Raw genomic sequence first — 13,061 nt, forward strand, 5'->3', positions numbered from 1 at the left:
CGGGACACCGCGGCCGTACTGTTGAGAAGACCCGGTTCAAAAGGTGGAAGGCACGTTCATGGTCCAGATCAAGACCCCCGAGCAGATCGCGAAGATGCGCGAGGCAGGGCTGGTCGTCGCCGCGATCCACGCGGCGACCCGTGAGGCGGCCGTTCCGGGCGCCACGACGCGGGATCTGGACATGGTCGCGCGCAAGGTGATCGCCGAGGCCGGGGCCAAGTCGAACTTCCTGGGCTACGGCGGGTTCCCCGCGACCATCTGCACCTCCGTCAACGAGGTCGTCGTCCACGGCATCCCGGACGACAAGACGGTCCTGAAGGACGGCGACGTCATCTCGATCGACGCCGGCGCGATCGTCGACGGTTGGCACGGGGACGCGGCCTTCACCGCCTTCGTGGGCACCGGGCACGCTCCGGAGCTGATCGAGCTCTCCCGGGTGACCGAGGAGTCGATGTGGGCCGGTATCGCCGCGATGCGGAACGGCAACCGCCTCGTGGACATCTCGAAGGCGATCGAGGGCTACATCCGCCGCCAGCCCCGGCCCTCGACCGGCAAGTACGGGATCATCGAGGACTACGGCGGCCACGGCATCGGCTCCGAGATGCACATGGACCCGCACCTGCTGAACTACGTCTCGCGCAAGCGGGGCAAGGGCATCAAGCTGGTCCCGGGCGTCTGCCTGGCGATCGAGCCGATGGTCTCCCTCGGTACCGCCCGAACGGAGGTACTGGCGGACGACTGGACGGTGGTCACCACGGACAGCTCCTGGTCCTCGCACTGGGAGCACTCCGTCGCCCTGACGGAGGACGGCCCCATCGTCCTGACCAGCCCGGACTGCGGCAAGGCGAAGCTGGCGGAGTACGGGGTCACCACGGCTCCGGACCCCCTCGGTTAATGATCTAGACTCATGGGCAAACTTTCCGGATTCGTCTTTCTGGGTGCCCTGACGTAGACTGACTCGTCGGCTTACGTGCATTCCCATGTCCGTGGGCCGATCAAGGTAGCCGATTCGAAAGGCGAAGCGTGGCCAAGAAGCAAGGTGCCATCGAGATCGAGGGCACCGTGATCGAGTCCCTCCCGAACGCCATGTTCAAGGTGGAGCTCCAGAACGGTCACAAGGTCCTCGCGCACATCAGCGGCAAGATGCGCATGCACTACATCCGCATCCTGCCCGATGACCGGGTCGTCGTGGAGCTCTCTCCGTACGACCTGACGCGTGGCCGGATCGTCTACCGATACAAGTAGATCTTGCTCTCACTCCTGCCTGGGCTCGCGTCCCGGTGCGGGTGGTGGCACTGACCCGGAGAACCTTAAGAACATGAAGGTCAAGCCGAGCGTCAAGAAGATCTGCGACAAGTGCAAGGTGATCCGCCGTCACGGCCGGGTCATGGTCATCTGCGACAACCTGCGCCACAAGCAGCGCCAGGGCTGACGCACGCCGACCGACCTGCACTCCGCAGTTCTTCGCGCGACGTAAGAAAACGTACATACGCAGAGCCCGCCCAGCCCCGCAGGGGGTCGGCGGCACCTCCGGCGGGGGCCGGGGACCCGGACGTACCACCGCCCACGGGCGGTCGGCGGTCGGGAGCGGTTCTGCGGAAGACCCCCGAACACACAGGAGCCATTGAATGGCACGCGTTTCCGGTGTTGACATCCCGCGCGAAAAGCGCGTGGAGATCGCACTCACCTACGTCTTCGGTATCGGGCGCACCCGGTCGAAGGAGATCCTCGCCTCGACCGGCGTGAACCCGAACACCCGCGTTCGTGACCTGTCCGAGGAGGACCTGGTCAAGATCCGCGAGTACGTGGACGCCAACCTCCGCACCGAGGGTGACCTCCGCCGCGAGATCCAGGCCGACATCCGCCGCAAGGTGGAGATCGGCTGCTACCAGGGTCTGCGTCACCGCCGTGGCCTGCCGGTCCGCGGTCAGCGCACCAGCACGAACGCGCGTACCCGCAAGGGCCCGCGTCGCGCGATCGCCGGCAAGAAGAAGCCGGGCAAGAAGTAGTCCTGTTCAGCGGTCTTGCGCTGTAGGACCGACCACCTCCCGTAGGAGTAAGAGATGCCCCCCAAGGGTCGTCAGGGCGCTGCCAAGAAGGTGCGCCGCAAGGAAAAGAAGAACGTCGCTCACGGCCACGCGCACATCAAGAGCACGTTCAACAACACGATCGTCTCGATCACGGACCCGTCCGGCAACGTGATCTCCTGGGCCTCCGCCGGCCACGTCGGCTTCAAGGGCTCGCGCAAGTCCACCCCCTTCGCCGCGCAGATGGCCGCCGAGTCGGCCGCCCGCCGCGCGCAGGAGCACGGCATGCGCAAGGTTGACGTCTTCGTCAAGGGTCCGGGCTCCGGCCGCGAGACCGCGATCCGCTCCCTCCAGGCCACCGGCCTCGAGGTCGGCTCGATCCAGGACGTCACCCCCACCCCGCACAACGGCTGCCGTCCGCCGAAGCGCCGCCGCGTCTGACGCAGCGACGCCTGTGCGTCCTTGAGAGTCCGGGCGGTACGACCCCTTCGGGGGCCGTGCCGCCCGTACCCTTGCAGTACCGCCGCGCCAGCGGTGCGGCGGCTTGTCGGGCGTCAAATAGTGGGCGTCCACGACTGAAGGAAAAAAAGACATGCTTATCGCTCAGCGTCCTTCGCTGACCGAAGAGGTCGTCGACGAATACCGCTCCCGGTTCGTGATCGAGCCGCTGGAGCCGGGCTTCGGCTACACCCTCGGCAACTCCCTGCGCCGTACCCTCCTGTCCTCGATCCCGGGTGCCGCTGTCACCAGCATCCGCATCGACGGTGTCCTGCACGAGTTCACCACCGTGCCGGGCGTCAAGGAGGACGTGACCGACCTCATCCTCAACATCAAGCAGCTGGTCGTTTCCTCGGAGCACGACGAGCCGGTCGTGATGTACCTGCGCAAGCAGGGTCCCGGTCTGGTCACCGCTGCCGACATCGCGCCGCCGGCCGGTGTCGAGGTGCACAACCCGGACCTGGTCCTCGCCACGCTGAACGGCAAGGGCAAGCTGGAGATGGAGCTGACCGTCGAGCGCGGTCGCGGCTACGTCTCCGCCGTGCAGAACAAGCAGGTGGGCCAGGAGATCGGCCGTATCCCGGTCGACTCCATCTACAGCCCGGTGCTCAAGGTCACCTACAAGGTCGAGGCGACCCGTGTCGAGCAGCGCACCGACTTCGACAAGCTGATCGTCGACGTCGAGACCAAGCAGGCCATGCGCCCGCGCGACGCCATGGCGTCCGCCGGTAAGACCCTGGTCGAGCTGTTCGGTCTGGCCCGCGAGCTCAACATCGACGCCGAGGGCATCGACATGGGCCCGTCCCCTACGGACGCCGCCCTGGCCGCCGACCTGGCGCTGCCGATCGAGGAGCTGGAGCTCACGGTCCGCTCCTACAACTGCCTCAAGCGCGAGGGCATCCACTCCGTGGGCGAGCTCGTCGCCCGCTCCGAGGCCGACCTGCTCGACATCCGCAACTTCGGTGCGAAGTCGATCGACGAGGTCAAGGCGAAGCTGGCCGGCATGGGCCTGGCCCTCAAGGACAGCCCGCCCGGATTCGACCCGACCGCCGCCGCCGACGCCTTCGGTGCCGACGACGACGCGGACGCCGGTTTCGTGGAGACCGAGCAGTACTGAGCAGTACCCCGCAGTACCCATGCAATGACTTCCCCGGGGCGTCCGCCCCGGGGGAACTGACACCGGTACCTGACACGGCCGGTGCAGATACGAAGGAGTAACACCATGCCGCGTCCCGCCAAGGGAGCCCGTCTGGGCGGCAGCGCCGCGCACGAGAAGCTTCTCCTCGCGAACCTCGCGAAGTCGCTGTTCGAGCACGGCCGCATCACGACGACCGAGGCCAAGGCCCGCCGCCTGCGTCCGGTCGCCGAGCGTCTGATCACCAAGGCGAAGAAGGGCGACATCCACAACCGTCGCCTGGTTCTCCAGACGATCACGGACAAGAGCATCGTCCACACGCTCTTCACCGAGATCGCCCCGCGCTTCGAGAACCGCCCCGGTGGTTACACGCGCATCACCAAGATCGGCAACCGTCGCGGCGACAACGCCCCGATGGCGGTCATCGAGCTCGTCGAGGCCCTGACCGTGGCCCAGCAGGCCACCGGTGAGGCCGAGGCCGCCACCAAGCGTGCGGTCAAGGAGGCCGAGGCCAAGGCCGAGGCCCCCGCCGAGGTCGAGGAGACCAAGGAGGCCTGATCCTTCGGGATCGTGCCTGCCTGATCGGCTCTGAACGGGCCCGCCCTTCCCGGGGCGGGCCCGTTCTGCATGGGGGTGAACAGCATGCGCTTGAGAGGATCTGTCACGTGAGTGACGAGGTGAAGCCCGGGCACGTCCGGGTCAGGCTGGACCTGTCGTACGACGGCACGGACTTCTCCGGCTGGGCGAAGCAGCGCACGCTGCGGACCGTCCAGGGCGAGCTGGAGTCCGCCCTGCGGACCGTGATGCGGCTGCCCTACCCGGTCGAGCTGACCGTGGCCGGGCGGACCGACGCGGGCGTGCACGCCCGCGGGCAGGTCGCCCAGTTCGACCTGGACGGGGAGGTGTGGGCGGAGCACGGCGACAAGCTGCTGCGCCGCCTGGCGGGCAAGCTGCCGCACGACGTACGGGTCTGGAAGGTGGCCGAGGCCCCGGCGGGCTTCAACGCCCGGTTCTCCGCCGTCTGGCGCCGCTACGCCTACCGGGTGGGCGACCACCCCGCCGGCGTGGACCCGCTGCTGCGGAACCACGTGCTGTGGCACCCGTGGCCGCTGGACGTGGCCGCCATGAACGAGGCCGCCGCCGAGCTGCTCGGCGAGCACGACTTCGCCGCGTACTGCCGCAAGCGCGAGGGCGCCACCACCATCCGCACCCTCCAGCAGCTGAGCTGGGAGCGGGGCGGGGACGGGATCGTCACCGCGACCGTCCGCGCCGACGCCTTCTGCCACAACATGGTCCGCTCGCTGGTCGGCGCCCTGCTGCACGTCGGGGACGGGCACCGCGCGACGGACTGGCCCGGCAAGGTGCTGCGGGCCGCCGTACGGGACTCCTCGGTGCACGTCGTCAAGCCGCACGGACTGACCCTGGAGGAGGTCGGCTACCCGGCGGACGAGCTGCTGGCCGCGCGCAGCAAGGAGGCCCGGAACGTGCGGACGCTGCCGGGCGCCGGCTGCTGCTGACGGCAGCCGGCCGCCGCTGCCGCCGGTAATCCGTTTGGGAGGACGCTCCCGGGGCCGGGACAATGCCCCGCATGGGACATCTCGAAGCCGGCCACCTGGAGTACTACCTTCCCGACGGGCGGGTACTGCTCCCCGACGTCTCCTTCCGGGTGGGGGAGGGGTCGGTGGTCGCCCTGGTGGGGGCGAACGGGGCCGGCAAGACCACCCTGCTGCGCCTGCTGTCCGGCGAGCTCCAGCCGCACGGCGGCTCCGTCACGGTCAGCGGCGGCCTCGGGGTGATGTCGCAGTTCATCGGCTCGGTCCGGGACGAGACCACCGTCCGCGACCTGCTGGTCTCGGTCGCGCACCCGCGGATCCGGGAGGCCGCGAAGGCCGTGGACCGGGCCGAACACCTGATCATGACGGTCGACGACGAGGCCGCGCAGATGGCGTACGCGCAGGCCCTCAGCGACTGGGCGGACGTCCAGGGGTACGAGGCGGAGACGCTGTGGGACGTGTGCACCACGGCCGCGCTGGGCGTCCCCTACGACAAGGCACAGTTCCGCGAGGTGCGCACGCTCTCGGGCGGTGAGCAGAAGCGGCTGGTCCTGGAGGCGCTGCTGCGCGGGCCGGACGAGGTGCTGCTCCTCGACGAGCCGGACAACTACCTCGACGTCCCCGGCAAGCGGTGGCTGGAGGACCAGCTGCGGGCCACCCGCAAGACGGTGCTGTTCATCTCGCACGACCGGGAGCTGCTCTCCCGCGCCGCCCAGAAGATCATCGCGGTCGAGCCCGGGATCGACGGCTCGGACGTGTGGGTGCACGGGGGCGGCTTCGACACCTTCCACGAGGCCCGCAAGGAGCGCTTCGCCCGCTTCGAGGAGCTCAAGCGACGCTGGGAGGAGAAGCACGCCCAGCTGAAGAAGCTGGTGGTCACCCTTCGGCAGGCGGCCGCGGTCAGCCACGAGATGGCCTCGCGGTACGCGGCGGCCCAGACGCGGCTGCGGAAGTTCGAGGAGGCCGGCCCGCCGCCGGAGCCGCCGCGGGAGCAGGAGATCCGGATGCGGCTGAAGGGCGGGCGCACCGGAGTCCGGGCCCTGACCTGCAAGGACCTGGAGCTGACCGGCTTGATGAAGCCCTTCGACCTGGAGGTCTTCTACGGCGAGCGGGTCGCGGTGCTCGGGTCGAACGGCTCGGGCAAGTCGCACTTCCTGCGGCTGCTGGCCGGGGACGCGGAGAACCCGGTCGCCCACACGGGGGAGTGGAAGCTCGGCGCCCGCGTGGTGCCCGGCCACTTCGCGCAGACGCACGCGCACCCCGAACTGTTCGGCCGGTCGCTCGTCGACATCCTGTGGACGGAGCACGCGAAGGACCGCGGCGGGGCCATGTCGGTGCTGCGCCGCTACGAGCTGGAGCGCCAGGGCGACCAGCCGTTCGAGAAGCTGTCGGGCGGCCAGCAGGCCCGCTTCCAGATCCTGCTGCTGGAGCTGGCGGGCACCACGGCGCTGCTGCTGGACGAGCCGACGGACAACCTGGACCTGGAGTCCGCGGAGGCGCTGCAGGACGGCCTGGAGGCGTACGAGGGCACGGTGCTGTGCGTCACGCACGACCGCTGGTTCGCGCGTACATTTGACCGTTTCCTGGTCTTCGGTTCAGACGGTGTTGTGCGGGAGACTCGGGAACCCGTCTGGGACGAACGTAGGGTCGAGCGGGAACGCTAGGGGGAGCCCGCCCCCGGGCGGGTCGATCGGGGAGGCGTTGTGCGGCTGCGGTCCGGCACCTGGCTCAGGAAACGGCACGACCCGGCGGTGCGGCGGGACCTGGCCGCCCGGCTGCTGGCTCCTGCGACCCGCCCGTGGTTCGCCGGTTGCCTGGTCGTGGTCCTCGGGATCTCCGTCTCCACGAGCCTGCGGTCGAACTGGGGCTCGGACAACGCCTTCGTCGTGAAGGCCGCCGAGACGCTGCTGGCGGGCGGCTCGCCGTACGAGGACAAGCGCTTCCTGTACCTCCCGAGCGCCGTGCTCATGGCGGTCCCGGAGGCGCTGCTGCCGACGCCGGTGCTGCGCTGGGTGCTGCCGTTGGTGGTGTCGGGGCTGGTGGCCGCGGGCTGGTGGGCGGCGCTGCGGCTGTTCTCGGTGCCGGCCGGCTCGCGGTTCGCGGTCGGCGGGTTCGCCGTGCTGGCGCTGGCCTTCCGGCCGTACGTGAACCTCGTCCTGATAGGGAACTGGACGGCGATCTCGGTGGCCGCCCTGCCCCTCGCCCTGCTGCTCGCGCACCGGCGGTCGTGGACGGCCGCGGGCCTGGTGGTGGGGCTGGCGATCGCCTGCAAGCCGATGCTGGTGCCCGTCGGGCTGCTGTTCGTGCTGGCCCGGCGGTGGCGGGGGCTGGCGGCGGCCGTGCTGGTGCCGCTGGGGACGTCCCTGCTGGGCGGGTTGCTGATGCCGAACCCGTCGCTGTTCTTCACCAAAACGCTGCCGTTCCTGCTCCGGGGGCAGGACGCGTACGCCCTGCCCTGGGACGCCTCGCCGATCGCGGTGCTGCCGCGGCTGGGGGTGCCGCAGCCGGTCGCGGTGCTGGTGGCGGCGCTGGGGGCGCTGGCCGGGCTGTGGGCGGCCTGGCGGCGGTGGCGGCGGGAGGACGACCGGGACGGGGGGGAGCTGAGGCTGGCGGAGACGGCCTGCATGGTGATGCTCGCCGCGTTCCTGGTGTCGCGGCCCTCCTTCGACCACTACCTGCTGGTGGTACTGCCGCTGATGCTGGCCTCGGGGGTGCGGGCGGGTTCGGCGGTGCGCTCGGGCTGGTTCTGGGCGGGCATGTTCCCGCAGGTCGCGGGGGTGCCGTGGCCGTCGGAGCTGGAGCGCAAGCGGCGGGCGTTCAAGGACTGCTTCACGCTGTGCGTGTGGGCGGCCACCCTCGCGCGGCGGTGCCTGCGCCCGGCGCGGGTTAACCTGGAAGGCGTACGAACTGCAGGGACCCTTCCCGGGCCCGGAACAGAGCGCACCGCGGAGCCCGCCGAGGCGGGCTCCGGGCCTGCGTTTTGACCCTTCCAGGGCGCGATGGGTATCCTGCTGGTTCGTTATGCGTATTGGCTTGCTCATTCTCACGTGAAAGGGCCTTACGCCGGTCCACCGGGCCGATGACCAGCGGTACACACGGGTTGCGTCCCCGATGTGAACCAGGGCTGTCGTGATCGTCCGTGGTGGCCTTGTCAGGACCCTTCCCTTCGGGCCGCGAGGCTCGGGGGAGAACCCATCACTGAAGAAGCGAAGGCATACGACCGTGCGTACGTACAGCCCCAAGCCCGGCGACATCTCGCGCCAGTGGCTCGTCATTGACGCCCAGGACGTCGTCCTCGGCCGTCTGGCGACCCAGGCCGCTGCCCTCCTGAAGGGCAAGCACAAGCCGACCTACGCCCCCCACATGGACATGGGCGACTTCGTCATCGTCATCAACGCCGACAAGGTCCACCTGTCCGGCAACAAGGCGTCCCAGAAGATGGCCTACCGCCACTCCGGCTTCCCGGGCGGTCTGCGCTCCGTGCGCTACGACGACCTGCTGGCGAACAACCCGGAGAAGGCCGTCGAGAAGGCCGTCAAGGGCATGCTCCCCAAGAACTCCCTGGGCCGTCAGATGCTCTCGAAGCTGAAGGTCTACTCGGGCGACCAGCACCCGCACGCTGCCCAGCAGCCGGTGCCGTTCGAGATCACCCAGGTCGCGCAGTAGTTCCGGCCACCCCCTAAACACAGAGAATTCTGAGGAGCATCGTGGCCGAGACCACCGCCGAGACCCCCGTCGACGAGTTCGAGGGCGTCGAGGAGTACACCACCGAGTCGGACGTCGTCGTCGAGGGCGACTACACCTCCGAGTCCCTTGCCGGTCGCTTCGGCGACCCCCAGCCGGCCGCCGGCCTGGGCCGTCGCAAGAACGCCATTGCCCGCGTCCGGATCGTTCCGGGCTCCGGCAAGTGGAAGATCAACGGTCGCACCCTTGAGGACTACTTCCCGAACAAGGTGCACCAGCAGGAAGTCAACGAGCCGTTCAAGCTGCTTGAGCTCGACGGCCGTTACGACGTCATCGCCCGCATCGCGGGTGGCGGCGTCTCCGGCCAGGCCGGCGCCCTGCGCCTCGGCGTGGCCCGTGCGCTGAACGAGGCGGACGTCGACAACAACCGCCCGGCGCTGAAGAAGGCCGGCTTCCTCTCCCGCGACGACCGTGCGGTCGAGCGCAAGAAGGCCGGTCTGAAGAAGGCCCGTAAGGCTCCGCAGTACAGCAAGCGTTAATCTGCGCCTGCTGTTCAGCAACGACCGCCCCGGCAGCACTCTCCGTGCTGCCGGGGCGGTTCGTTTACCGCCACGAGCGGCACATACCTGTCACCAGCGGTCTCAAGCGAAGCGCGATCTGGGAGGACAACAGTGGGACAACTCTTCGGGACGGACGGTGTACGCGGCGTCGCCAATGCGGATCTGACGGCTGAGCTCGCGCTCGGCCTCTCCGTGGCAGCGGCCCACGTTTTGGGCGAGGCCGGCACCTTCGCGGGCCACCGGCCGACGGCCGTGGTCGGCCGCGACCCCCGGGCCTCGGGCGAATTCCTGGAGGCCGCGGTCGTCGCGGGCCTCGCGAGCGCGGGCGTGGACGTCCTGCGCGTCGGTGTGCTGCCCACCCCGGCGGTGGCGTATCTCACCGGTGCGCTGGGTGCCGACCTCGGCGTGATGCTCTCCGCCTCCCACAACGCCATGCCCGACAACGGCATCAAGTTCTTCGCCCGCGGCGGCCACAAGCTCGCCGACGAGCTGGAGGACCGGATCGAGGCCGTCTACGAGGAGCACCGCACGGGCGCGCCCTGGGACCGTCCCACCGGCGCCGGCGTCGGCCGGGTCTCCGACTACGACGAGGGCTTCGACAAGTACGTCGCCCACCTCATCGGGGTCCTCCCCAACCGCCTGGACGGGCTGAAGATCGTCCTGGACGAGGCGCACGGCGCGGCCGCCCGCGTCTCGCCCGAGGCCTTCGCCCGGGCCGGCGCCGAGATCGTCACCATCGGTGCCGAGCCCGACGGCCTCAACATCAACGACGGCTGCGGCTCCACCCACCTCGACCTGCTCAAGCGGGCCGTCGTCGAGCACGGCGCCGACCTCGGCATCGCCCACGACGGCGACGCCGACCGCTGCCTCGCGGTCGACGCCTCCGGCGCGGAGGTCGACGGCGACCAGATCCTCGCGGTGCTGGCCCTGGCCATGCGCGAGGCCGACGCCCTGCGCGGCAACACCGTCGTCGGCACGGTCATGTCCAACCTGGGCTTCAAGCTGGCCATGGAGGCCGAGGGCATCCAGGTCGTGCAGACCGGCGTCGGCGACCGGTACGTGCTGGAGGCCATGAAGGAGCACGGCTACGCGCTGGGCGGCGAGCAGTCCGGCCACGTGATCATCCTCGACCACGCGACGACCGGCGACGGCACGCTGACCGGCCTGATGCTGGCCGCGCGCGTCGCGGCCACCGGCCGGACGCTGGCGGAGCTGGCCGGTGTCATGCAGCGGCTGCCGCAGGTCCTGATCAACGTGCCCGACGTGGACAAGTCCCGGGTCGCCACTTCCGGCGAGCTGGCCGCGGCCGTCGCCGATGCCGAGCGCGAGCTCGGCACCACCGGCCGGGTGCTGCTCCGTCCGTCCGGTACGGAGCCCCTCGTCCGGGTGATGGTCGAAGCCGCCGACACCGAGCAGGCCCGTTCGGTGGCGGAGCGCCTCGCCGACGTCGTGAAGACGGCGCTCGGCTAGGCACCGCGCACCACGCCCGACCGGGCTACGGGCGCCGTGGCGCACCCGGCCGCCGGACCATCCGGTGCTGCTGGGTGCGCCACAGCAGTTTCCAGCCCACGAGGGTCGCGACCCCGGCCAGGACGATGCCGCACAGGTTGACCAGCAGTTGCAGCGCCGAACCCCACATCTGCTGGTAGTCCCCGAAGCTGAAGGCCACGGCGGCGTTCGCGGCGGCCGGGACGGTCGTGACGGAGATCGCCACGCCGACCAGGGCGCCGGCCTTCGCCGAGGTCAGCGACAGGGTTCCGGCCGTCCCGGCGAGCAGGGCCACGACGAAGGAGAACGGGTCGGGCTGCCAGACGAAGCTGGTGTTCGGGCGCGGGTCCTCCAGCATCGCCTCGTCGAACTGCCCCAGTCCGGTCATGGCCAGGCTGAACAGCGTGGTCGCCGCCATCGCCACCGTGAAGCCCACCACCAGGGCGAAGGCGGAGCGGCCGGCGAGCCTCGGCTCCCGCTGGACCAGCCCGGTGCAGATCCCGGCGAGCGGCCCGAACTCCGGGCCCAGGGCCATCGCGCCCACGATCAGGATGGCGTTGTCCAGGACCACCCCGCAGGCCGCGATCATCGTCGCGATGGCGAGGAACAGCAGGTAGTTGATGGTGAGGGTGGACTCCTCGTGGGTCGCCTCGGCCAGCTGCTCCCAGATCACGGCGTCCGCGGCCTCGCCCGGGGCCTCCTCCTCGGCCTCCTCGGCGCGGCGGGACAGCGACAGGTCGATGTGTTCGACGGCGATCGCGCCGTCCCGGTCGATGCCCAGTTCCCGTAGCCCGTGCACCAGCTCGTCCCCGGCCTCGCGGGCCACGTCGCACAGCACGATGTCGCCGACCGGGTCGCGGGCGGCCCCGGAGAGCACGGCCACGTGCGTGGTGCCGACCGTCCGGTCGATCAGTGCGAGGACGGCACCGGTCCGGTCGTGCGGGGTCATGATCCGCAGATGGAGCATGCCCGCACAGTAGCCCTCGCCCGGCCCTCGGGAGCGCGGTCAGAGCTTGCGCAGGCTGAGTTTCTGCACCTTGTGGTCCGGACCCTTGCGGACGACGAGGGTGGCGCGGCCGCGGGTGGGGGCCACGTTCTCCAGCAGGTTGGGCTTGTTGATCGTCCGCCACATGGTCTGCGCGTACTCCAGGGCCTCCTCCTCGGAGACCTGCGTGTACCTGCGGAAGTAGGAGAAAGGATTCTGGAAGGCCGTCTCGCGCAGCTTCCGGAACCGGTTGAGGTACCAGCGCTCGATGTCCTCGGGGCGCGCGTCCACGTACACGCTGAAGTCGAAGTAGTCGGCGAGGCCGACCCGGGTCCGGCCGTCCTTGCCGGGAAGGGCCGGCTGCAGCACGTTCAGGCCCTCGACGATCAGGATGTCCGGGCGGCGGACGACGAGCCGCTCGCCGGGGACGATGTCGTAGATCAGGTGCGAGTAGACCGGGGCGGTGACCTCGTCCTTACCGGCCTTGATGTCGGCGACGAAGCGGGTCAGCGCACGGCGGTCGTAGGACTCGGGGAAGCCCTTGCGGGAGGTCAGCCCGCGCCGCTCCAGCTCCTTCATCGGGTAGAGGAAGCCGTCCGTGGTGACGAGCTCCACGCGCGGGTGCTCGGGCCAGCGCGCCAGCAGGGCCTGGAGCAGACGGGCCACGGTGGACTTGCCGATGGCGACGGAGCCGGCGACCCCGATGACGAAGGGGGTGCCCTGCTGGCTGCCGTGGCCGGTGCCGCCCGCGTCGCCGAGGAAGGTGTTGAGGGTGCCGCGGAGGGTGCTGGTGGCGCCGACGTACAGGTTGAGCAGGCGGGACAGCGGCAGGTAGATGTCGCGGACCTCGTCCAGGTCGATGACGTCGCCGAGGCCGCGCAGCTGCTCGACCTCCTCGGCGGTCAGCGGCAGTGGGGTGCGCTCGCGCAGGGCGCTCCACTCGGCGCGGGTGAGGTCGACGTACGGCGAGACCTCGGCCCGGCGCGGGGAACGCTCGGACCGCTCGGGGCGCGTCATCGCGCAGTCCGGGTCGGGCGTGCTGCTTCGTGGCGGCGAAGTGATCACACCGCCATTGTCGTGGCTCGGGGCCCCTCGTGGGTGGTGTGGTCGGTCACGTGGCGCAGGCCCCGG

Annotated in this window: 15 protein-coding genes; 13 read left to right on the forward strand and 2 right to left on the reverse strand. The window is 70.1% G+C overall.

All coding sequences use genetic code 11. The features are described from left to right. The first annotated feature begins 58 nt into the window (after positions 1-58). The 13 genes from map (at position 59) to glmM (ending at position 10,927) form a co-directional block, all read left to right on the forward strand. A complete protein-coding gene (gene map / locus ACFV7Q_RS13755) occupies positions 59-895 on the forward strand; it encodes a type I methionyl aminopeptidase (protein ID WP_385427942.1) in 837 nt (278 codons plus the stop codon). A gap of 128 nt (positions 896-1,023) precedes the next feature. Continuing rightward, positions 1,024-1,245: a translation initiation factor IF-1 gene (gene infA, locus ACFV7Q_RS13760; RefSeq protein ID WP_003956442.1), complete on the forward strand. Its 222-nt coding sequence runs from the start codon at positions 1,024-1,026 to the stop codon at positions 1,243-1,245. A gap of 73 nt (positions 1,246-1,318) precedes the next feature. After that, positions 1,319-1,432, forward strand: coding sequence for a 50S ribosomal protein L36 (rpmJ, locus tag ACFV7Q_RS13765; protein WP_003956441.1), 114 nt, complete (start codon positions 1,319-1,321; stop codon positions 1,430-1,432). Positions 1,433-1,628: 196 nt separating this feature from the next. Then, positions 1,629-2,009, forward strand: coding sequence for a 30S ribosomal protein S13 (gene rpsM, locus ACFV7Q_RS13770; RefSeq protein ID WP_179173322.1), 381 nt, complete (start codon positions 1,629-1,631; stop codon positions 2,007-2,009). Positions 2,010-2,063: 54 nt separating this feature from the next. Beyond that, on the forward strand, positions 2,064-2,468 hold the full coding sequence (gene rpsK / locus ACFV7Q_RS13775; RefSeq protein ID WP_003956432.1) for a 30S ribosomal protein S11: 405 nt from the start codon (positions 2,064-2,066) through the stop codon (positions 2,466-2,468). A gap of 151 nt (positions 2,469-2,619) precedes the next feature. Next, positions 2,620-3,642: a DNA-directed RNA polymerase subunit alpha gene (locus ACFV7Q_RS13780; RefSeq protein WP_003956430.1), complete on the forward strand. Its 1,023-nt coding sequence runs from the start codon at positions 2,620-2,622 to the stop codon at positions 3,640-3,642. A gap of 105 nt (positions 3,643-3,747) precedes the next feature. Further along, positions 3,748-4,218, forward strand: coding sequence for a 50S ribosomal protein L17 (gene rplQ, locus ACFV7Q_RS13785; RefSeq protein WP_385427945.1), 471 nt, complete (start codon positions 3,748-3,750; stop codon positions 4,216-4,218). 107 nt (positions 4,219-4,325) lie between these two features. Then, complete coding sequence (gene truA, locus ACFV7Q_RS13790) at positions 4,326-5,177, forward strand: tRNA pseudouridine(38-40) synthase TruA (protein WP_385427948.1); 852 nt, start codon at positions 4,326-4,328, stop codon at positions 5,175-5,177. 62 nt (positions 5,178-5,239) lie between these two features. After that, positions 5,240-6,877 carry an ABC-F family ATP-binding cassette domain-containing protein gene (locus ACFV7Q_RS13795; protein WP_385427950.1) on the forward strand — a complete coding sequence of 546 codons (1,638 nt, stop codon included), beginning with the start codon at positions 5,240-5,242 and terminating at the stop codon, positions 6,875-6,877. Between the two features lie 45 nt (positions 6,878-6,922). After that, the gene (locus ACFV7Q_RS13800) at positions 6,923-8,197 is read left to right on the forward strand and encodes a glycosyltransferase family 87 protein (protein ID WP_385428051.1); all 1,275 of its coding nucleotides are present in this window, start codon (positions 6,923-6,925) and stop codon (positions 8,195-8,197) included. A 238-nt stretch (positions 8,198-8,435) separates the two neighbouring features. Next, entirely contained in the window at positions 8,436-8,879 is a 444-nt protein-coding gene (gene rplM, locus ACFV7Q_RS13805; protein ID WP_045945297.1) for a 50S ribosomal protein L13, read from the forward strand. Positions 8,880-8,920: 41 nt separating this feature from the next. Continuing rightward, positions 8,921-9,436: a 30S ribosomal protein S9 gene (gene rpsI, locus ACFV7Q_RS13810; RefSeq protein WP_179173326.1), complete on the forward strand. Its 516-nt coding sequence runs from the start codon at positions 8,921-8,923 to the stop codon at positions 9,434-9,436. A gap of 132 nt (positions 9,437-9,568) precedes the next feature. Beyond that, on the forward strand, positions 9,569-10,927 hold the full coding sequence (gene glmM, locus ACFV7Q_RS13815; RefSeq protein WP_385427955.1) for a phosphoglucosamine mutase: 1,359 nt from the start codon (positions 9,569-9,571) through the stop codon (positions 10,925-10,927). A gap of 25 nt (positions 10,928-10,952) precedes the next feature. On the opposite strand, the gene ACFV7Q_RS13820 is transcribed toward glmM, so the two are convergent. Beyond that, complete coding sequence (locus ACFV7Q_RS13820) at positions 10,953-11,912, reverse strand: DUF389 domain-containing protein (RefSeq protein ID WP_385427958.1); 960 nt, start codon at positions 11,910-11,912, stop codon at positions 10,953-10,955. Between the two features lie 39 nt (positions 11,913-11,951). Further along, on the reverse strand, positions 11,952-12,947 hold the full coding sequence (coaA, locus tag ACFV7Q_RS13825; protein WP_385428053.1) for a type I pantothenate kinase: 996 nt from the start codon (positions 12,945-12,947) through the stop codon (positions 11,952-11,954). Between the last annotated feature and the right edge of the window lie 114 nt (positions 12,948-13,061).

Source organism: Streptomyces sp. NPDC059851, from assembly GCF_042732005.1.
GTDB lineage: Bacteria > Actinomycetota > Actinomycetes > Streptomycetales > Streptomycetaceae > Streptomyces.

Coding starts and splice junctions, on each gene's coding strand:
- rpmJ (WP_003956441.1), top strand. CDS start 1,319: ATGAAGGTCAAGCCGAGCGTCAAGAAGATCTGCGACAAGTGCAAGGTG.
- map (WP_385427942.1), top strand. CDS start 59: ATGGTCCAGATCAAGACCCCCGAGCAGATCGCGAAGATGCGCGAGGCA.
- rplQ (WP_385427945.1), top strand. CDS start 3,748: ATGCCGCGTCCCGCCAAGGGAGCCCGTCTGGGCGGCAGCGCCGCGCAC.
- ACFV7Q_RS13795 (WP_385427950.1), top strand. CDS start 5,240: ATGCCCCGCATGGGACATCTCGAAGCCGGCCACCTGGAGTACTACCTT.
- rpsK (WP_003956432.1), top strand. CDS start 2,064: ATGCCCCCCAAGGGTCGTCAGGGCGCTGCCAAGAAGGTGCGCCGCAAG.
- coaA (WP_385428053.1), bottom strand. CDS start 12,947: ATGACGCGCCCCGAGCGGTCCGAGCGTTCCCCGCGCCGGGCCGAGGTC.
- ACFV7Q_RS13820 (WP_385427958.1), bottom strand. CDS start 11,912: ATGCTCCATCTGCGGATCATGACCCCGCACGACCGGACCGGTGCCGTC.
- rpsM (WP_179173322.1), top strand. CDS start 1,629: ATGGCACGCGTTTCCGGTGTTGACATCCCGCGCGAAAAGCGCGTGGAG.
- ACFV7Q_RS13780 (WP_003956430.1), top strand. CDS start 2,620: ATGCTTATCGCTCAGCGTCCTTCGCTGACCGAAGAGGTCGTCGACGAA.